Source organism: Streptomyces sp. 3MP-14, assembly GCF_006334905.2.
Classification (GTDB): domain Bacteria; phylum Actinomycetota; class Actinomycetes; order Streptomycetales; family Streptomycetaceae; genus Streptomyces; species Streptomyces triticirhizae.
On record NZ_VDLZ02000004.1, the window covers coordinates 177,257 to 192,032 of the forward strand.

Here is a 14,776-nt window from a genome sequence, read left to right on the forward strand (position 1 = left end):
CACCCGCCGCTGGCCCATCCCGGCCACCGCCCGAGGACTTCGAGGTTGCGCGATGGAACCGCTGACCGCAGGTGACCCACCGTCCGTCGGGCCGTACCGGCTGTTGGGGAGACTGGGCGCCGGCGGGATGGGCGAGGTCTTCCTCGGGCGCGGGCCCGGGGGCCGGCTCACCGCCGTCAAGCTGATCCACGCCCAGCTGGCCGCAGACGCCGAGTTCCGACGTCGTTTCCAACGCGAAGTGGCCGCCGCGCGGCGGGTGAGCGCCGACTGGACCGCCCCGGTGCTGGACAGCGACACGACCTCGGCGGTGCCGTGGGTCGCCACCGGCTATCTGCCGGGGCCCTCGCTCCAGCAGGTGGTAGACGACATCTTCGGGCCGCTGCCCGAGGAGACGGTCTGGTCGCTGGCCCACGGCCTGGCCAGGGCGCTCGCCGACATCCACCGGGCCGGGCTGGTGCACCGGGACCTCAAGCCGTCGAACGTGCTGGTCACCCTGGAGGGGCCACGGGTCATCGACTTCGGGATCGCCCGCGCCGTGGACGCCAGCCAGGTGACGCGGACCGGTTCCCTGGTCGGCTCCCCCGGCTTCATGCCGCCGGAGCAGATACGCGACGAGTCGCTCACCGGCGCCGCCGACGTGTTCGCGCTGGGCGCCGTGCTCGGCTTCGCCGCCACGGGCGTCGCGCCCTTCTCGGCCGGGCGGCCGCCGCTGCACACCGCGCTCTACCGGGTGGTTCACGAGGAGCCCGAACTCGGCCCCGACGACGGCCCGTTGACCGGCGCGCTGCGGGAGCTGGTCGCGCGGTGCCTGGCCAAGGACCCGGCGGAACGGCCTTCGGTGGCCGAGGTCGTCGGGGCGACGGCCGGCCCCGGTCGCGCGGCCGTGGACGCGGAGAGCGGGCTGTGGCTGCCGGCCACGTTGACCTCCCGGCTGGGCCGCGAGGCCGCCGGGCTGCTCGCCCTGGACGGCCCCTCGGCCACCCGGATCGACGCCCCGCCCCAGACGCCACCCCCGACGCCGCCGCCGGCGGGCCCGCCCCATCTCCCGGCGGGCCCGCCCGCGTTCGCCGACGTCCCCACGGCAACGGGCCCCCAGGCGCCGGCGCGCACGGGTCGGCGACCCGCGCTGATCGCGGCGGCCACGGCGGTCGTCGTCCTGGCCGCCGCCGTGACCTGGGCGGTCACCCGCCCCTCGGACGGCGACGACACCGCATCCGGCAGCACGGCCGACAAGCTCGCCCCCTCCGACTCCGCCAGGTCCCCCGCGCCCGATCGGGACGACGACGCACGGGACGACGACGCACGGGACGACGACCCGTCCGACGACGAGGAGCGCCCCGGGGACCGCTCCGCGCCGCTGCACGAACTGCTGCCGGCCGAGATCCGGGAGGCGGGCGAGATCACGGTGCGCACCGCCGCCGACTATCCGCCGTTCCTCTCCCACGGCGACGGCGACGATGTCGTCGGCGTGGAACCCGACCTGGCGGCGGAGATCGGCGCGCTGCTGGGCGTGGAGTTCCGCTACCAACGGGCCGACTACGGCTCGTTGCTGCGCCAGATGCACACGGAGATCGCCTCGGGTCAGGATTCCGTGGGCCTCGCGATGGGCGCCGTCCCGATCGACCGGGAGTCGGAGCCGGCCGAGAACCTGAACTTCGTCCACCACCTCTCGGACGGCTGGGTGTTGGTGGCCCCCGAGGGCCGCCCGAACACCCTGGGCGAGCTGTGTGACGCGACGCTCGCCACCTGGGACTCCCCCGCGATGGAGGAGTATCTGGCCGGCTGGTCCGAGGAGGCCGGCTGCGCGAGCCCGCCCGAGGTCTCGGGCCACGACGACGTGGCGGCCATGCTGATCGAGGTGTCCGACGGCGACGCGGACGCGGCGCTCATGCTCCGGGGCAGCTTCATCGGCCTGCGCCACGCCGCCGAGTCCAACGGCATGGCGGCCGGCGAGCCGCTCCTGCGCGTACCGCGCGCCATCGCGGTCAGCGGCGGGGACCCCGACGTCCAGAACGCCCTCGTCGAGGCGCTGAACACGCTGATCGAGAACGGCACCTACGCGGAGATCCTCCGCCACTGGGGCGCCGAGACGCTGGCGGTCGACGAGATCACGGTGGATGTCTACGACGACACGGCGGTGCGGTAGGGCCTGGCCGGCCGGACACCCGCCCCGGCCTCAACGGGCCGGCACGCTCTGCTCGTTCGGCGTCTCCGTCACCGGGGATTCGTTCAGAATCCTGATGAGCTTCTTCAGGTGCGCCCCCCGGCACGAGCCCAACTGGACCACCGCCGGGTCGTTGTTGTCGAGGTACATGTCCATGTAGCACGAGTCCACGCCGATATCGAGCATCCGAATACCGTGCCGCCGGACGGCCTTCTCCAACTCGGCGACCAACTGAAGCGGGTCCTCCTCATCAAACCGCAGGTCGATTTCGTCGCTGCGCAGGTAGATCATCATCGCTGACTCCCCGGTGGTTCGGCGAACTGTGTCCAAGCCGCGCCCGTGCCGTCTCGACCCGGTCCTGGAACGAAACGGCACTGGCGCGCGCTACAAGGTTCGCCGCACGGGGCGGAGTTGGACGCCGTGAACGGGGTACCCCACGTGGGAGTTCGGGGTACCCCGCCACCGCCCCGGGGTTAACCTTGGCCTACGTTGCTGCCGACTCTCCGGGCGGGCCATGGACGACCGCACAGCCAAGCGCACCGGCTACCCACTGACAATCCCCGGTGCCCTGTTGGAGAGTGACGCGATGCGGAGGGCATGTGCCACGCGCGACTTTCGGGAGATCTTCCGGCTCGTGAACCGCCGGACCGGTTCGAGCTATGCGGACATGGCCGCCGCCGTCGGGAGGATGACCAGTTCACGCCTGGGGGACATCATCAGAGGTGTCCGAGGGGTGCGCGGACAAGGCGTCATCGAACGGATCTGCGACGGATTCGGAATCCCCGGGGCGATGCTCGGAGTGCCGGAACGTCCCTGGGAAAGCTCTCCACGTGATCGTCGCACCAACGCTCCGCCACCAGGATTCGACGACCTCGACACGGGCGATCTGGACGAAATGATTCGGCGTGACTTCATGCGGCTGATGAGCGTAGCGAACGTCGCTGTCGCCGCACCTCAACTGACCTCGCGGAACGTGAGCGAGCACCCCGACGTCGGCGGCTCCTACCAGCGCATGAACTCCCATCTCTGGCGCGCCTTCGGACTCTCCACGACCAAGGGCACGGTCTATCCGGCGGTGCGCGCCCAACTGACGGAACTCACCGGCAGCATGAGGAAGGTGACCGACGGAAAGCAGCACAGGCAGCTGTGCGCCGCCGCCGGCAGCCTCTTCCAACTCGCGGGTGAGATCCAGTTCGACGCCGACCGATACTCCGAAGCGGCCCACAGCTACACCCTGGCCGCGAGCGCGAGCAAGGAGGCCGGAGAATTTGATCTGTGGGCGTGTGCCCTCACCCGGCTTGCTTTCGTCGGGCTGTATGACCGGGAGTACAGCGCCACCGTCCCCCTGCTCGAATCCGCCGCCCATGTCGCTCAGCGGGGCGACGCACAACTCTCCACGCGTTACTGGATCTCGGCCGTGCAGGCCGAGGTGTTCGCGAAGCTCGGTGACTACGGTTCCTGCCGTCGCGCCCTGGACAGAGCGGGTGACGTTCGGGCCCTCTCCGGCACGGTGCACAACGGAGGCTGGTTGCGCTTCGACGGCTCCAGGCTGGCCGAGGAACGCGGCACCTGTTTTGTCGCACTGCGTCGCCCTGACCTTGCCGAAGCGGCGTTGACCGAGGCGCTCAACCAGCCCCTGTCCGCACGTCGACGCGTGGGAGTGCTCACCGACCTCGCCGTGTTGGGGATTCAGCACCGGGACGTGGACATGGTCCTCACCCATACGCGGGCGGTGGTGGAGCTGTCCCGCCAGACCAGGTCGGGCTATGCCGGGCGGAGACTACGGTCGGTCAGGGCGCGACTGACGCCGCTTCTGCCCGATCAACGCGTCTCGCAACTGCGGGACGAGATCGGAACACTCGAGAGGGAGCTGGCATGACGGAAGAGGCGGGTCGCGCCTTTCGGGCAGCGTGGATCGCCGGGGTCAGGAAGCACTTCCCGGGCGAGCCGAAGCCCGGCTATGTCGCGCCGTGGGAGGACACCCCGCAGTGGGAACGGGAGGCCGCCGCCGCCGTGTGCCAGCAGATCCGACAGTTCGCTGAGGTCAGTGCGGGGAGCACCGTGAAACTGACCAGGGAACAGAAGGGCAGGTTCGTGGCGATCTGCTGGGTGGCGCAGATCCACAAGCACTTCGAGGCACCGAAGCCAAGCTATGTCGCCGACTGGGAGTCGCTGCCGGAATGGCAGCGCCAGACCGACATGGACATCTTCGAGGCCATCGAGTGAGACCCCACGCCGCGGGTCAGCCGGGGCCCCGGCCTCAACGGGCCGGCCTCCGGCCGCCGGCCGCACCCGTTCACCGGCCGCCCCCGGCCGCCGGCCCGTCCGTTCGCCGGCCCGCCCGTTCACCGGATCGCGCCCGCCGCCAGGCCGGCGGCCAGCCGCCGCTGCACCGCCACGAAGAAGACCAGCACCGGCAGCGTGATCAGCGTCGAACCGGCCATCACCGCGCCCCAGTCGGTGCTGTACTGGCCGAAGAAGCGGTGCAGCCCGACGGCCGCCGTGTACTTCGCGTCGTCCTGCATGAACACGAACGCGAAGACGAACTCGTTCCACGCCACGATGAACGCGAAGACGCTGGTGGCCACCAGCCCCGGCGCGACCAGCGGCAGCAGCACCGAGCGGAACATCCGCCACCAGCCGCAGCCGTCCAGATAGGCCGCCTCCTCCAACTCCTGCGGCACGGCCGCGACAAAGCCGCGCAGCGTCCAGATCGCGAACGGCAGCGAGAACGCCAGGTAGACGATCGTCAGCCCGAGCAGGCTGTTGAGCAGCCGCAGGTCCCGCATCTGGAGGAAGAGCGGGATGACCAGCGCCTCCAGCGGCACCATCTGCACCACCAGGACCATCACCAGCACCTTGGTCCGCATCCGGAACCGGAAGCGGGCCACGGCGACGGCGGCGAACAGCGCGAGCAGCCCGGAGAGCAGCACCGTTCCCAGGCCGACGAGCGCCGAGTTGGCCAGGTAGCGGCCGAACTCGCCGGTGTCCAGCACATAGCGGAAGTGGTCCAGCGTCAGCCCCTCGGGCAGCACCGCCGCGCCCCGGTGGTCGGCGCCCGGGTCGAAGGCCGAGGAGACCATCCAGTACACGGGGAACAGGGTGAACGCCAACAGCGCGGCCACCGCAGCGCCCAGCCCGAGGCGCCGCCAGGGTCCGGTCCTGGTCACAGCTGATCGCCCTCCCTGGCCAGCGCCTTCACATAGCCGACGGTGATGGCGAGCAGCAGCAGCGTCAGCAGCACCGCGATCGCCGAGCCCATGCCGTACTCGTTGCGGCTGAACGACTGGATATAGGACCAGACCCCGAGGTTGAGCACGTCGGGGTTGGCGCCGGCGCCGCCCGGCATGAGGTAGATCTGCGCGAACACCTTGAAGTCCCAGATGGTGGAGAGGATGGTGACCACCGCGAAGACCGGCCTGATGGTGGGCACGGTGATCCGCCAGAACCGCTGCCAGGCGTTGGCCCCGTCCATCAGCGCGGCCTCCGGCAGCTCCCTGGGGATGGTCAGCAGCGCCGCGTAGAGGGTGACGGCGACGAACGGGAAGCCGTGGTGCACCACGTTGAGGGTGGCGATGGCGTAGAACGACCAGCGGTCGGTGAACCAGTTGGTCTCCCTCGGCTCGATCGCGCCCACCGCGTCCAGGCCGCCGCTGACCACGCCGTTGAGCGGGTCGAAGATCCAGATCCAGACATAGGTGCCGGTGACCGCCGGCATCGCCCAGGCCATCATGATCACCGTGGAGCAGATCACCCGCCAGGTCTTCCCCAGCCGCTGGAGCAGCAGCGCGACCAGGGTGCCGACCACCACCGTGAGCACCACACAACTGACCGCGAAGAGCACGGTGTTGGGCAGCACGGTGGTCCACAGGAAAGAGTCGCCGAGGATCTCCCGGTAGTTGTCCAGACCGGTGTAGTTCGACTCGCCGGTGTTGATCTGCCGCAGCCCGTACTCCTGGAACGACAGCGACACCACCCGCACCAGCGGCCAGAACAGCAGCACCGCCAGCACCCCGAGGGCGGGCGCCAGCAGCAGCCAGGGCCGCAGCGCCCGCACCCGGGCCGCGCGCCGCGCGGCCCGGGCCCGTTCGTCCGCCCGCGCGGCGCCCCGTTCGTCCGCGCGGGCGGCCCCCGCCTCAGCCGGCAAAGGTCTCGTCCATGGCGGCGGCGGCCTCGTCGGCGGCCTCCCGCACGGTCGCCTCGCCGGAGAGGATGGCCTGCAACATGCGCGGCAGCACCTGTTCGCCCTGGATCGCGCCGTACTTCTCGGTCACCGGCAGGTTGGCGCCGGCCTCCAGCATCTGTTGGGCGAACGGCGCGACCAGCGGGTCGTCCTGGGCCTGGACCTCCTCAAGGAGGCTCTGCTGGCCCGGGAAGTAGCCGGACTGCTCGGCCCAGCTGGCGGCGAACTCCCCGGTGCTCATCAGGGTGATCAGCTCCCAGGCCAGGTCGGGCTCCGAGCTGTTGAAGTCGCCCAGCAGCGAGCCGCCGACGAAGGACGGGCTGAAGCCGCCGTCCCGGCCCGGGATCGGCACCACGCCGATCCGGTCGGCCCACGTCGGGTCGGCCTCCAGCAGGGTGGTGATGGTCCAGTTGCCGTTGATGACCATGGCGGCCTCGCCGTTCTGGAAGCTCTCCAGCTGGTCGGTCTCCAGCCAGGTCTCGGCCGCCGCGACCGACAGGCCGTGCTCGGTGGCCAGCGAGGTGTAGAACTCGATGCCCTCGATCGCCTCCGGCTCGTTGACGGTGGAACGCCAGCCGCCCTCCCCGTCCGGCTCGGCGACGTCGCCGCCCGCGCCCCAGATGAACGGGTCGAGCCCGTACTCGCCGCCGCCGGAGACCGGGAACGGGATCATGTCCGGTTCGAGTTCGCGCAACGCCAGCCCGACGTCGCGGAGTTCGTCCCAGGTGGTCGGGGGTTCGAGGTTGTGCTCGGCGAACACGTCGGCGCGGTAGATCAGCGAGCGCACGCCGGCGTACCAGGGCATCCCGTAGGTCGCGCCGTCCACCGTCCCCGCGTCGTACAGGCCCGGCACCAGGTCGTCGGCGAGCCCGTCCTCCTCGATGCGGGGCGCGAGGTCGGCCAGCGCGCCGGCGGCGCCGAACTCCGGCGCCCAGGTGGTGCCGATCTCCGCCACGTCGGGCAGCTCTCCGCCGGCCATGGCGGTGGTGATCCGGTCGTGGGCGTCCGCCCACTGGATGAACTGCACGTCCAGCGCGACGCCGGTGCGCTCCTCGAACTCGGCCTGGAGCGCCTCGACATAGGGCCCGGAGTCCGGGTTGGTGCCCTCCATGATCCACAGCTGGAGCGCGTCGGGCTCGCCGCCCTCGTCCCCGCCGCAGGCGGTGGCCGCGCCGAGCGTCAGGACCGCCACGGCGGCCACCAGCCGCCGACGCCGGGCCCGCGCGCCGCCTCTGCCGGAAGTGTGCGCCATCCTCGTCCCCCATCCTCACCGTTGGTGATCGGTTGGTGATCCGGTCGTGCGGAAGCGTTGATGGTGACAGCGCTGTCCAGCGCGGGCAAGGTCCACACATCACGGATCAACACCGTTTGTGGGCTGGACCTTTGGCGGAGAAACGGCGGCAACCGGGGGCGCGACGGAACCCGATCGGGCCCGGCCACGTCCCATCGGAACACGCAAAGGGAGGTACGTCGTGCGAACCAAGATGATCGTGCCCACTGTCGCGGTGGCCGGCCTGCTCCTGGCCGGCTGTGGTTCCGAGTCGGGCGACACGTCCGAGGGGGCCGAGCCCGAGGACCCGGCGGCCAGCGCCCCCGAGGACCCGGGCGACGGCGGCGCCGGCGACGAGGAGCCGGACGACGACGACGGCACCGACGGCGGCCAGGCCGGGGGCGGCCAGCAGGCCGCGGACGCGGCCTTCGACGCCAGAGCCGACGAGGTGGCGGCCAGCTGGCCCGAGCCGCCGGCACCGGCCGAGCCGAACGACCAACTCGCCACGCTGCACGGGATGTTGCCCGCCGAACCGGGCAGCGAGGAGCTGACCGTCCACGTTCCCCACGGCCAGTGCGACGCCGACTTCGGCGCCTGGGTGGCGGAGACGGACGAGCTGGTGATCGTGGGCGGCTGGATCGAGCCCGACCCGACCGTGGACGCCTGCGTCGAGATCCTTCTCGTGGACGAGGTCCCGGTCGCGCTGGACTCCGAACTGGGCGGGCGGACCGTGGTGGACGCGGTCTCCGGCCAGGAGCTGACCGTCCACGACGAGGGCTGACGAGGGCTGACCGTTTCACGCCGGACGCGACGGCGCCCGCCCTCGGTCGGGGAGGGGCGGGCGCCGTCAGTGTCCGCACGTCGTTGTGCGGCACGGATGGGGGCCGGCCCCCGAACGGGCGGGGACCGGCGGGTGGTTCAGACCGCCAGCGAGCGGTCGGTCGGCCTGATCGGGTACGGCAGGGCGGACTCGCCGGTCAGGTACCGGTCCACGCCCCGGGCCGCCGCGCGGCCCTCGGCGATCGCCCAGACGATCAGCGACTGGCCACGGCCGGCGTCGCCGGCGACGAACACGCCGTCGACATTGGTCGCGTAACTGGCGTCCCGCGCGATGTTGCCCCGGGCGTCCAGCTCCAGGCCGAACTGCCGCACCAGGCCGTTCTCCTGGTCGGTCCCGGTGAAGCCCATGGCCAGGGTGACCAGCTGCGCCGGGATGCGCCGCTCGGTGCCGGGCTTCTGCTCCAGCTTCCCGTCCCTGAACTCCACCTCGACCAGGTGCAGCCACTGGACGTTGCCGTCCTCGTCGCCCTCGAAGTGGGTGGTCGAGACGGAGTAGACCCGCTCGCCGCCCTCCTCGTGCGCCGAGGTCACCTTGTAGAGCATGGGGAACGTCGGCCACGGCTGGTGCGGCTGCCGCTCCTCGGAGGGGCGCGGCATGATCTCCAGCTGGGTGACGGAGGCGGCGCCCTGCCGGTGCGCGGTGCCCACGCAGTCGGCGCCGGTGTCGCCGCCGCCGATGACGACGACGTGCTTGCCCTCGGCGGTGATCGGGGAACGGGTGAGGTCGCCCTCCTGCACCTTGTTGGCCAGCGGCAGGTACTCCATGGCCTGGTGGATGCCGTTCAACTCCCGCCCGGGAACGGGCAGGTCGCGGGCGGTGGTGGCGCCGGCGGCGATCACCACGGCGTCGTGGCGCTTGCGGAGCTTGGTGGCGGTCAGGTCGCGGCCGATCTCCACCTCGGTGCGGAACTTGGTGCCCTCCGCGCGCATCTGCTCGATGCGGCGGTTGAGGTGGCGCTTCTCCATCTTGAACTCGGGGATGCCGTAGCGCAGCAGCCCGCCGATCCGGTCCGCCCGCTCGTAGACCGCGACGGTGTGCCCGGCGCGGGTGAGCTGCTGGGCGGCGGCCAGCCCGGCCGGGCCCGAGCCGATCACGGCGACGGTCTTTCCGGAGAGCCTCTCCGGCGGCTGCGGGGTGACGTCGCCGGCCTCCCACGCCTTGTCGATGATGGTCACCTCGACGTTCTTGATGGTGACCGCCGGGCGGTTGATGCCCAGCACACAGGCCGACTCGCAGGGCGCGGGGCACAGCCGCCCGGTGAACTCCGGGAAGTTGTTGGTGGCGTGCAGCCGCTCGCTGGCCGCCGCCCAGTCGCCCCGGTAGGCGTAGTCGTTCCACTCGGGGATGAGGTTGCCCAGCGGACAGCCGCTGTGGCAGAACGGCACCCCGCAGTCCATGCAGCGGCCGGCCTGCTTGCTGATCACCGGGAGCAGCGAACCGGGAACGTAGACCTCGTTCCAGTCCCCGACGCGCTCGGCGACCGGGCGGGTCTCGGCGACCTCGCGCCGGGTGGTGAGAAAGCCCTTCGGATCAGCCATGGGTCGCCGCCTCCATCATCTTCTCGTGGGTCTCGGACTCGCTGAGTCCCGCTCGCTCGGCGGCGTCCTTGGCGGCGAGCACGGCCTTGTAGGTGGTGGGCATGATCTTGCTGAACCGGGCCAGCGCGCTGTCCCAGTCCTTCAGCAGCCGGTCGGCGACGGTGGAGCCGGTCTCCTCGGCGTGGCGACGCAGCACGTCGCGCAGCCACTCCTGATCGGTGGCGTCCAGCCGTTCGATCGCCACCATTCCGTCGTTGACCAGGTCCGGATCGAGATCGACCACATAGGCGACGCCGCCGGACATGCCGGCCGCGAAGTTCCGCCCGGTGTCGCCCAGCACCACGGCCCGGCCGCCGGTCATGTACTCGCAGCCGTGGTCGCCGACGCCCTCGGCGACGACGGTGGCGCCGGAGTTGCGGACGCAGAACCGCTCGCCGACCCGGCCCCGCAGGAAGATCTCGCCGCCGGTCGCGCCGTAGGCGATGGTGTTGCCGGCGATGGTGGAGAACTCCGGCAGGTGGTCGGCGCCCCGGTCCGGCCGGACCACCAGCCGGCCGCCCGAGAGGCCCTTGCCGACGTAGTCGTTGGCGTCGCCCTCCAGGCGGAGCGTCACTCCGCGCGGCACGAAGGCGCCGAACGACTGGCCGGCCGAGCCGGTGAAGGTGATGTCGATGGTCCCGTCGGGCAGCCCCGCGCCGCCGAACCGCCTGGTCACCGCGTTGCCGAGCATGGTGCCGACGGTGCGGTTGATGTTGCGGACGGCGACCTGCGCGCGCACCGGCTGGGCGTCCTCGGCCCGCTCGGCGGACAGCGCGTCGGCGGCCAGCCGGATCAGCTCGTTGTCCAGCGCCTTGGCCAGCCCGTGGTCCTGCTCGACGACCGCGCGGCGGGCCGCGCCCTCCGGCAGGTCCGGCACGTGCAGCAGCGGGGCCAGGTCCAGGCCCTGCGCCTTCCAGTGGTTGACCGCCCGGGAGACGTCCAGCAGCTCGGCGTGTCCGACCGCCTCGGCCAGGCTGCGGAAGCCCAGCTCGGCCAGCAGCTCGCGGACCTCCTCGGCGATGAACTCGAAGAAGTTGACCACGAACTCGGGCTTGCCGGTGAACCGCGAGCGCAGCTCCGGGTTCTGGGTGGCGATGCCGACCGGGCAGGTGTCGAGGTGGCAGACCCGCATCAGCACACAGCCGGAGACCACCAGCGGCGCGGTGGCGAAGCCGTACTCCTCGGCGCCGAGCAGCGCCGCGATCAGCACGTCCCGGCCCGTCTTCAGCTGGCCGTCGGTCTGCACCACGATGCGGTCGCGCAGCCCGTTGAGCAGCAGCGTCTGCTGGGTCTCGGCCAGGCCCAACTCCCAGGGCCCGCCCGCGTGCTTGAGCGAGGTCAGCGGCGAGGCGCCGGTGCCGCCGTCGTGCCCGGAGATCAGCACCACGTCGGCGTGCGCCTTGGAGACGCCGGCGGCGACGGTGCCCACGCCGACCTCGGAGACCAGCTTCACGTGGATGCGGGCCGCCGGGTTGGCGTTCTTCAGGTCGTGGATCAGCTGCGCCAGGTCCTCGATCGAGTAGATGTCGTGGTGCGGCGGCGGCGAGATCAGGCCGACGCCCGGCGTGGAGTGCCGGGTCTTGGCGACCCACGGGTAGACCTTGTGGCCGGGCAGCTGGCCGCCCTCGCCGGGCTTGGCGCCCTGCGCCATCTTGATCTGGATGTCGTCCGCGTGCACCAGGTACTCGCTGGTGACGCCGAACCGGCCCGAGGCGACCTGCTTGATCGCGCTGCGCCGCTCCGGGTCGACCAGCCGCTCCGGGTCCTCGCCGCCCTCGCCGGTGTTGGACTTGGCGCCCAGCCGGTTCATGGCGATGGCCAGCGTCTCGTGCGCCTCCCGCGAGATGGAGCCGTAGCTCATCGCGCCGGTGGAGAACCGTTTGACGATCTCGCTGACCGGCTCGACCTCCTCCAGCGGCACCGGCGGGCGGGCGCCCTCCTTGAGCCGGAACAGCCCGCGCAGCGTCATCAGCCGCTCGGCCTGCTCGTTCACCCGCTGGGTGTACTGGCGGAAGATGTCGTAGCGGCCCTCGCGCGTCGAGTGCTGGAGCCGGAACACGGCCTCCGGGTCGAACAGGTGCGGCTCGCCCTCGCGGCGCCACTGGTACTCGCCGCCGATGTCGAGGGTGCGGTGCGCCGACGCCACGCCCGAGGCCGGGTACGCCTTGGCGTGCCGGGCGGCGACCTCGCGGGCGATCACGTCCAGGCCCGCGCCGCCGATCTTGGTGGTGGTGCCGTGGAAGTACCGGTCAACGAACGCCTCGTCCAGGCCGATCGCCTCGAAGACCTGCGCGCCCCGGTAGGAGGCGACGGTGGAGATGCCCATCTTGGACATCACCTTCAGCACGCCCTTGCCGAGTGCCTTGATCAGGTTCCCGATGGCGGTCTCGGCGTCCACGTCCGGCAGGTAGGTGCCCCGGGCGACCAGGTCCTCGACGGTCTCCATGGCCAGGTACGGGTTGACGGCGGCGGCGCCGTAGCCGATCAGCAGCGCCACGTGGTGCACCTCGCGCACGTCGCCCGCCTCGACCAGCAGCCCCACCTGGGTGCGCTGCTTGGTGCGGATCAGGTGGTGGTGCACGGCCGAGGTGAGCAGCAGCGAGGGGATCGGCGCGTGCTCGGCGTCCGAGTGCCGGTCGGAGAGCACGATGACCCGCGCGCCCTCGGCGATGGCCGCGTCGGCCTCGGCGCAGATCTCGTCCAGCCGCCGGGCCAGCGCCTCGCCGCCGCCGGCGACCCGGTACAGCCCGGAGAGCGTGGTGGCGGCGAAGCCGGGCAGGTCGCCGTCGGCGTTGACGTGGATGAGCTTGGCCAGCTCGTCGTTGTCGATCACCGGGAACGGCAGCGTCACGCTGCGACAGGACGCGGGCGTCGGCTCCAGCAGGTTGCCCTGCGGGCCGAGCGCGGAGAGCAGCGAGGTGACCAGCTCCTCCCGGATCGCGTCCAGCGGCGGGTTGGTGACCTGCGCGAACAGCTGGGTGAAGTAGTCGAAGATCAGCCGGGGCCGGTCGGAGAGCGCGGCGATCGGGGTGTCGGTGCCCATCGAGCCGATCGGCTCGGCGCCGGTCCTCGCCATCGGCGTCAGCAGGACGCGCAGCTCCTCCTCGGTGTACCCGAAGGTCTGCTGGCGGCGGGCGACCGAGGCGTGGGTGTGCACCACATGCTCGCGCTGCGGCAGGTCGGCCAGCTCGATCAGGCCGTCCTGGAGCCACTCCGCGTAGGGGTGCTCGGCGGCCAGCGCCTCCTTGATCTCGTCGTCCTCGATGATCCGGTGCTCGGCGGTGTCCACCAGGAACATCCGGCCCGGCTGGAGGCGGCCCTTGCGCACCACCCTGGCCTGGTCGATGTCCAGCACGCCGACCTCGGAGGAGAGCACCACGAAGCCGTCGTCGGTGACCCAGTAGCGGCCGGGGCGCAGCCCGTTGCGGTCCAGCACGGCGCCGACCTGGACGCCGTCGGTGAACGTGACACAGGCCGGGCCGTCCCAGGGCTCCATCATCGTGGAGTGGTACTGGTAGAACGCCCGCCGGGCCGGGTCCATCGAGGGGTGGTTCTCCCACGCCTCGGGCACCATCATCAGCACCGCGTGCGGCAGCGAACGGCCGCCCAGGTGCAGCAGCTCCAGCACCTCGTCGAACGTCGCCGAGTCGGACGCCTCGGGCGTGCAGATCGGGAAGACCCGCTCCAGCCGCTCGGGGTCCCCGAACAGCCCGGTGGCCAGCTGCGACTCCCGCGCGCGCATCCAGTTTCGGTTGCCCTGCACGGTGTTGATCTCGCCGTTGTGCGCGACGAAGCGGTACGGGTGGGCCAGCGGCCAGGACGGGAAGGTGTTGGTGGAGAACCGCGAGTGCACCAGCGCGATGGCGCTGGTCAGCCGGCGGTCGGAGAGGTCCGGGTAGAACGGCTCCAGCTGCCCGGTGGTCAGCATCCCCTTGTAGACGATCGTGCGGCTGGAGAGCGAGGGGAAGTAGATCCCGGCCTCTCGCTCGGCGCGCTTGCGCAGCGCGAAGACGATGCGGTCCAGGTCGAGACCGGTGCGCGCGGCCTCTCCCTCGGCGGCGGCGTCGGCGACGAAGAGCTGCCGGAAGACCGGCATCGTCTCGCGGGCCGCCGCGCCCAGCAGCTGCGGGGCGACGGGCACCTCGCGCCAGCCCAGAACGGAGAGGCTCTCCGATTCGGCGATCTCCTCGACCCGGGCGACGGCGGCGTTCCGCTCGGCCTCGTCGGTGGGGAGGAAGGCCAGACCCACGGCGTAGCCGCCGACGGGCGGCAGTTCGAAGGGGACGTTCTCCCTCAGGAAAGCGTCCGGGATCTGGATCAGGATGCCGGCACCGTCGCCGGTGTCCGGGTCAGAGCCGGTGGCCCCACGGTGTTCGAGATTGCGCAGGACGGAAAGCGCCTGGTCAACCAGCTGATGGCTGGCCTCGCCGGTGAGAGTGGCCACGAAGCCGACGCCACATGCGTCGTGCTCGTTGCGCGGGTCGTACATCCCCTGCTTAACCGGGTGGGACGCAGAACGCATCGGCTCTCCCGTCGTCGTCTTGGTCTGTTGGCTTCCGAGGGACGACGTTGGCCCTGGCGTTGCTTAAATTTTCACGCAGGTTACACGATGACCCGATTCCCGGGAAGCGGATACCGCAGTCCACGATACGGACTTTGTTCTGGGGGAACGCGCCGGAGTTGGGCCGGAATGACCCCTCCTGATCGCCTGACGCCGCGGACGCCGCTGTCCGTAGGGCGT

At 71.4% G+C, this 14,776-nt stretch carries 10 protein-coding genes; 4 read left to right on the forward strand and 6 right to left on the reverse strand.

Annotated elements, in window-relative coordinates:
• Positions 1–52 precede the first annotated feature (52 nt).
• A complete protein-coding gene (locus tag FH609_RS07560) occupies positions 53–2,146 on the forward strand; it encodes a serine/threonine-protein kinase (protein WP_139666517.1) in 2,094 nt (697 codons plus the stop codon).
• Between the two features lie 30 nt (positions 2,147–2,176).
• Here FH609_RS07560 and FH609_RS07565 read toward each other — a convergent pair whose 3' ends face one another.
• Positions 2,177–2,458, reverse strand: coding sequence for a hypothetical protein (locus FH609_RS07565; RefSeq protein WP_139666516.1), 282 nt, complete (start codon positions 2,456–2,458; stop codon positions 2,177–2,179).
• A gap of 220 nt (positions 2,459–2,678) precedes the next feature.
• On the opposite strand from FH609_RS07565, the gene FH609_RS31525 reads away from it, so the two are divergent.
• Positions 2,679–4,043 (forward strand): transcriptional regulator, encoded by a 1,365-nt coding sequence (locus tag FH609_RS31525; protein ID WP_226961478.1) that lies wholly within the window; start codon positions 2,679–2,681, stop codon positions 4,041–4,043.
• Positions 4,040–4,390 carry a hypothetical protein gene (locus FH609_RS07575; RefSeq protein ID WP_139666515.1) on the forward strand — a complete coding sequence of 117 codons (351 nt, stop codon included), beginning with the start codon at positions 4,040–4,042 and terminating at the stop codon, positions 4,388–4,390. Before FH609_RS31525 ends, FH609_RS07575 begins: the two co-directional genes overlap by 4 nt.
• A gap of 119 nt (positions 4,391–4,509) precedes the next feature.
• Here FH609_RS07575 and FH609_RS07580 read toward each other — a convergent pair whose 3' ends face one another.
• Genes FH609_RS07580 through FH609_RS07590 form a run of 3 tightly spaced genes read right to left on the reverse strand, consistent with a single transcriptional unit; the run spans position 4,510 to position 7,599 of the window.
• Positions 4,510–5,334 carry a carbohydrate ABC transporter permease gene (locus tag FH609_RS07580; RefSeq protein ID WP_139666514.1) on the reverse strand — a complete coding sequence of 275 codons (825 nt, stop codon included), beginning with the start codon at positions 5,332–5,334 and terminating at the stop codon, positions 4,510–4,512.
• Positions 5,331–6,311: a carbohydrate ABC transporter permease gene (locus FH609_RS07585; protein WP_139666513.1), complete on the reverse strand. Its 981-nt coding sequence runs from the start codon at positions 6,309–6,311 to the stop codon at positions 5,331–5,333. Before FH609_RS07585 ends, FH609_RS07580 begins: the two co-directional genes overlap by 4 nt.
• Positions 6,301–7,599 carry a sugar ABC transporter substrate-binding protein gene (locus FH609_RS07590; protein ID WP_139666512.1) on the reverse strand — a complete coding sequence of 433 codons (1,299 nt, stop codon included), beginning with the start codon at positions 7,597–7,599 and terminating at the stop codon, positions 6,301–6,303. The genes FH609_RS07585 and FH609_RS07590 overlap by 11 nt, the downstream gene beginning before the upstream one ends.
• Before the next feature lie 220 nt (positions 7,600–7,819).
• Here FH609_RS07590 and FH609_RS07595 point away from each other — a divergent pair, with 220 nt between their 5' ends.
• A complete protein-coding gene (locus FH609_RS07595; protein WP_139666511.1) occupies positions 7,820–8,398 on the forward strand; it encodes a hypothetical protein in 579 nt (192 codons plus the stop codon).
• A 137-nt stretch (positions 8,399–8,535) separates the two neighbouring features.
• Here the strand turns inward: FH609_RS07595 and FH609_RS07600 are convergent, their stop codons facing one another.
• The gene (locus FH609_RS07600; protein ID WP_139666510.1) at positions 8,536–9,996 is read right to left on the reverse strand and encodes a glutamate synthase subunit beta; all 1,461 of its coding nucleotides are present in this window, start codon (positions 9,994–9,996) and stop codon (positions 8,536–8,538) included.
• Entirely contained in the window at positions 9,989–14,557 is a 4,569-nt protein-coding gene (gene gltB / locus FH609_RS07605) for a glutamate synthase large subunit (protein ID WP_139666509.1), read from the reverse strand. The genes FH609_RS07600 and gltB overlap by 8 nt, the downstream gene beginning before the upstream one ends.
• Positions 14,558–14,776: the final 219 nt, after the last annotated feature.

Bases quoted from the DNA above. Each gene is read 5' to 3' on its own strand.
- FH609_RS07600 (WP_139666510.1), bottom strand. From the start codon at position 9,996: ATGGCTGATCCGAAGGGCTTTCTCACCACCCGGCGCGAGGTCGCCGAG.
- FH609_RS07565 (WP_139666516.1), bottom strand. From the start codon at position 2,458: ATGATGATCTACCTGCGCAGCGACGAAATCGACCTGCGGTTTGATGAG.
- FH609_RS07575 (WP_139666515.1), top strand. From the start codon at position 4,040: ATGACGGAAGAGGCGGGTCGCGCCTTTCGGGCAGCGTGGATCGCCGGG.
- FH609_RS31525 (WP_226961478.1), top strand. From the start codon at position 2,679: ATGGACGACCGCACAGCCAAGCGCACCGGCTACCCACTGACAATCCCC.
- gltB (WP_139666509.1), bottom strand. From the start codon at position 14,557: ATGCGTTCTGCGTCCCACCCGGTTAAGCAGGGGATGTACGACCCGCGC.
- FH609_RS07590 (WP_139666512.1), bottom strand. From the start codon at position 7,599: ATGGCGCACACTTCCGGCAGAGGCGGCGCGCGGGCCCGGCGTCGGCGG.
- FH609_RS07560 (WP_139666517.1), top strand. From the start codon at position 53: ATGGAACCGCTGACCGCAGGTGACCCACCGTCCGTCGGGCCGTACCGG.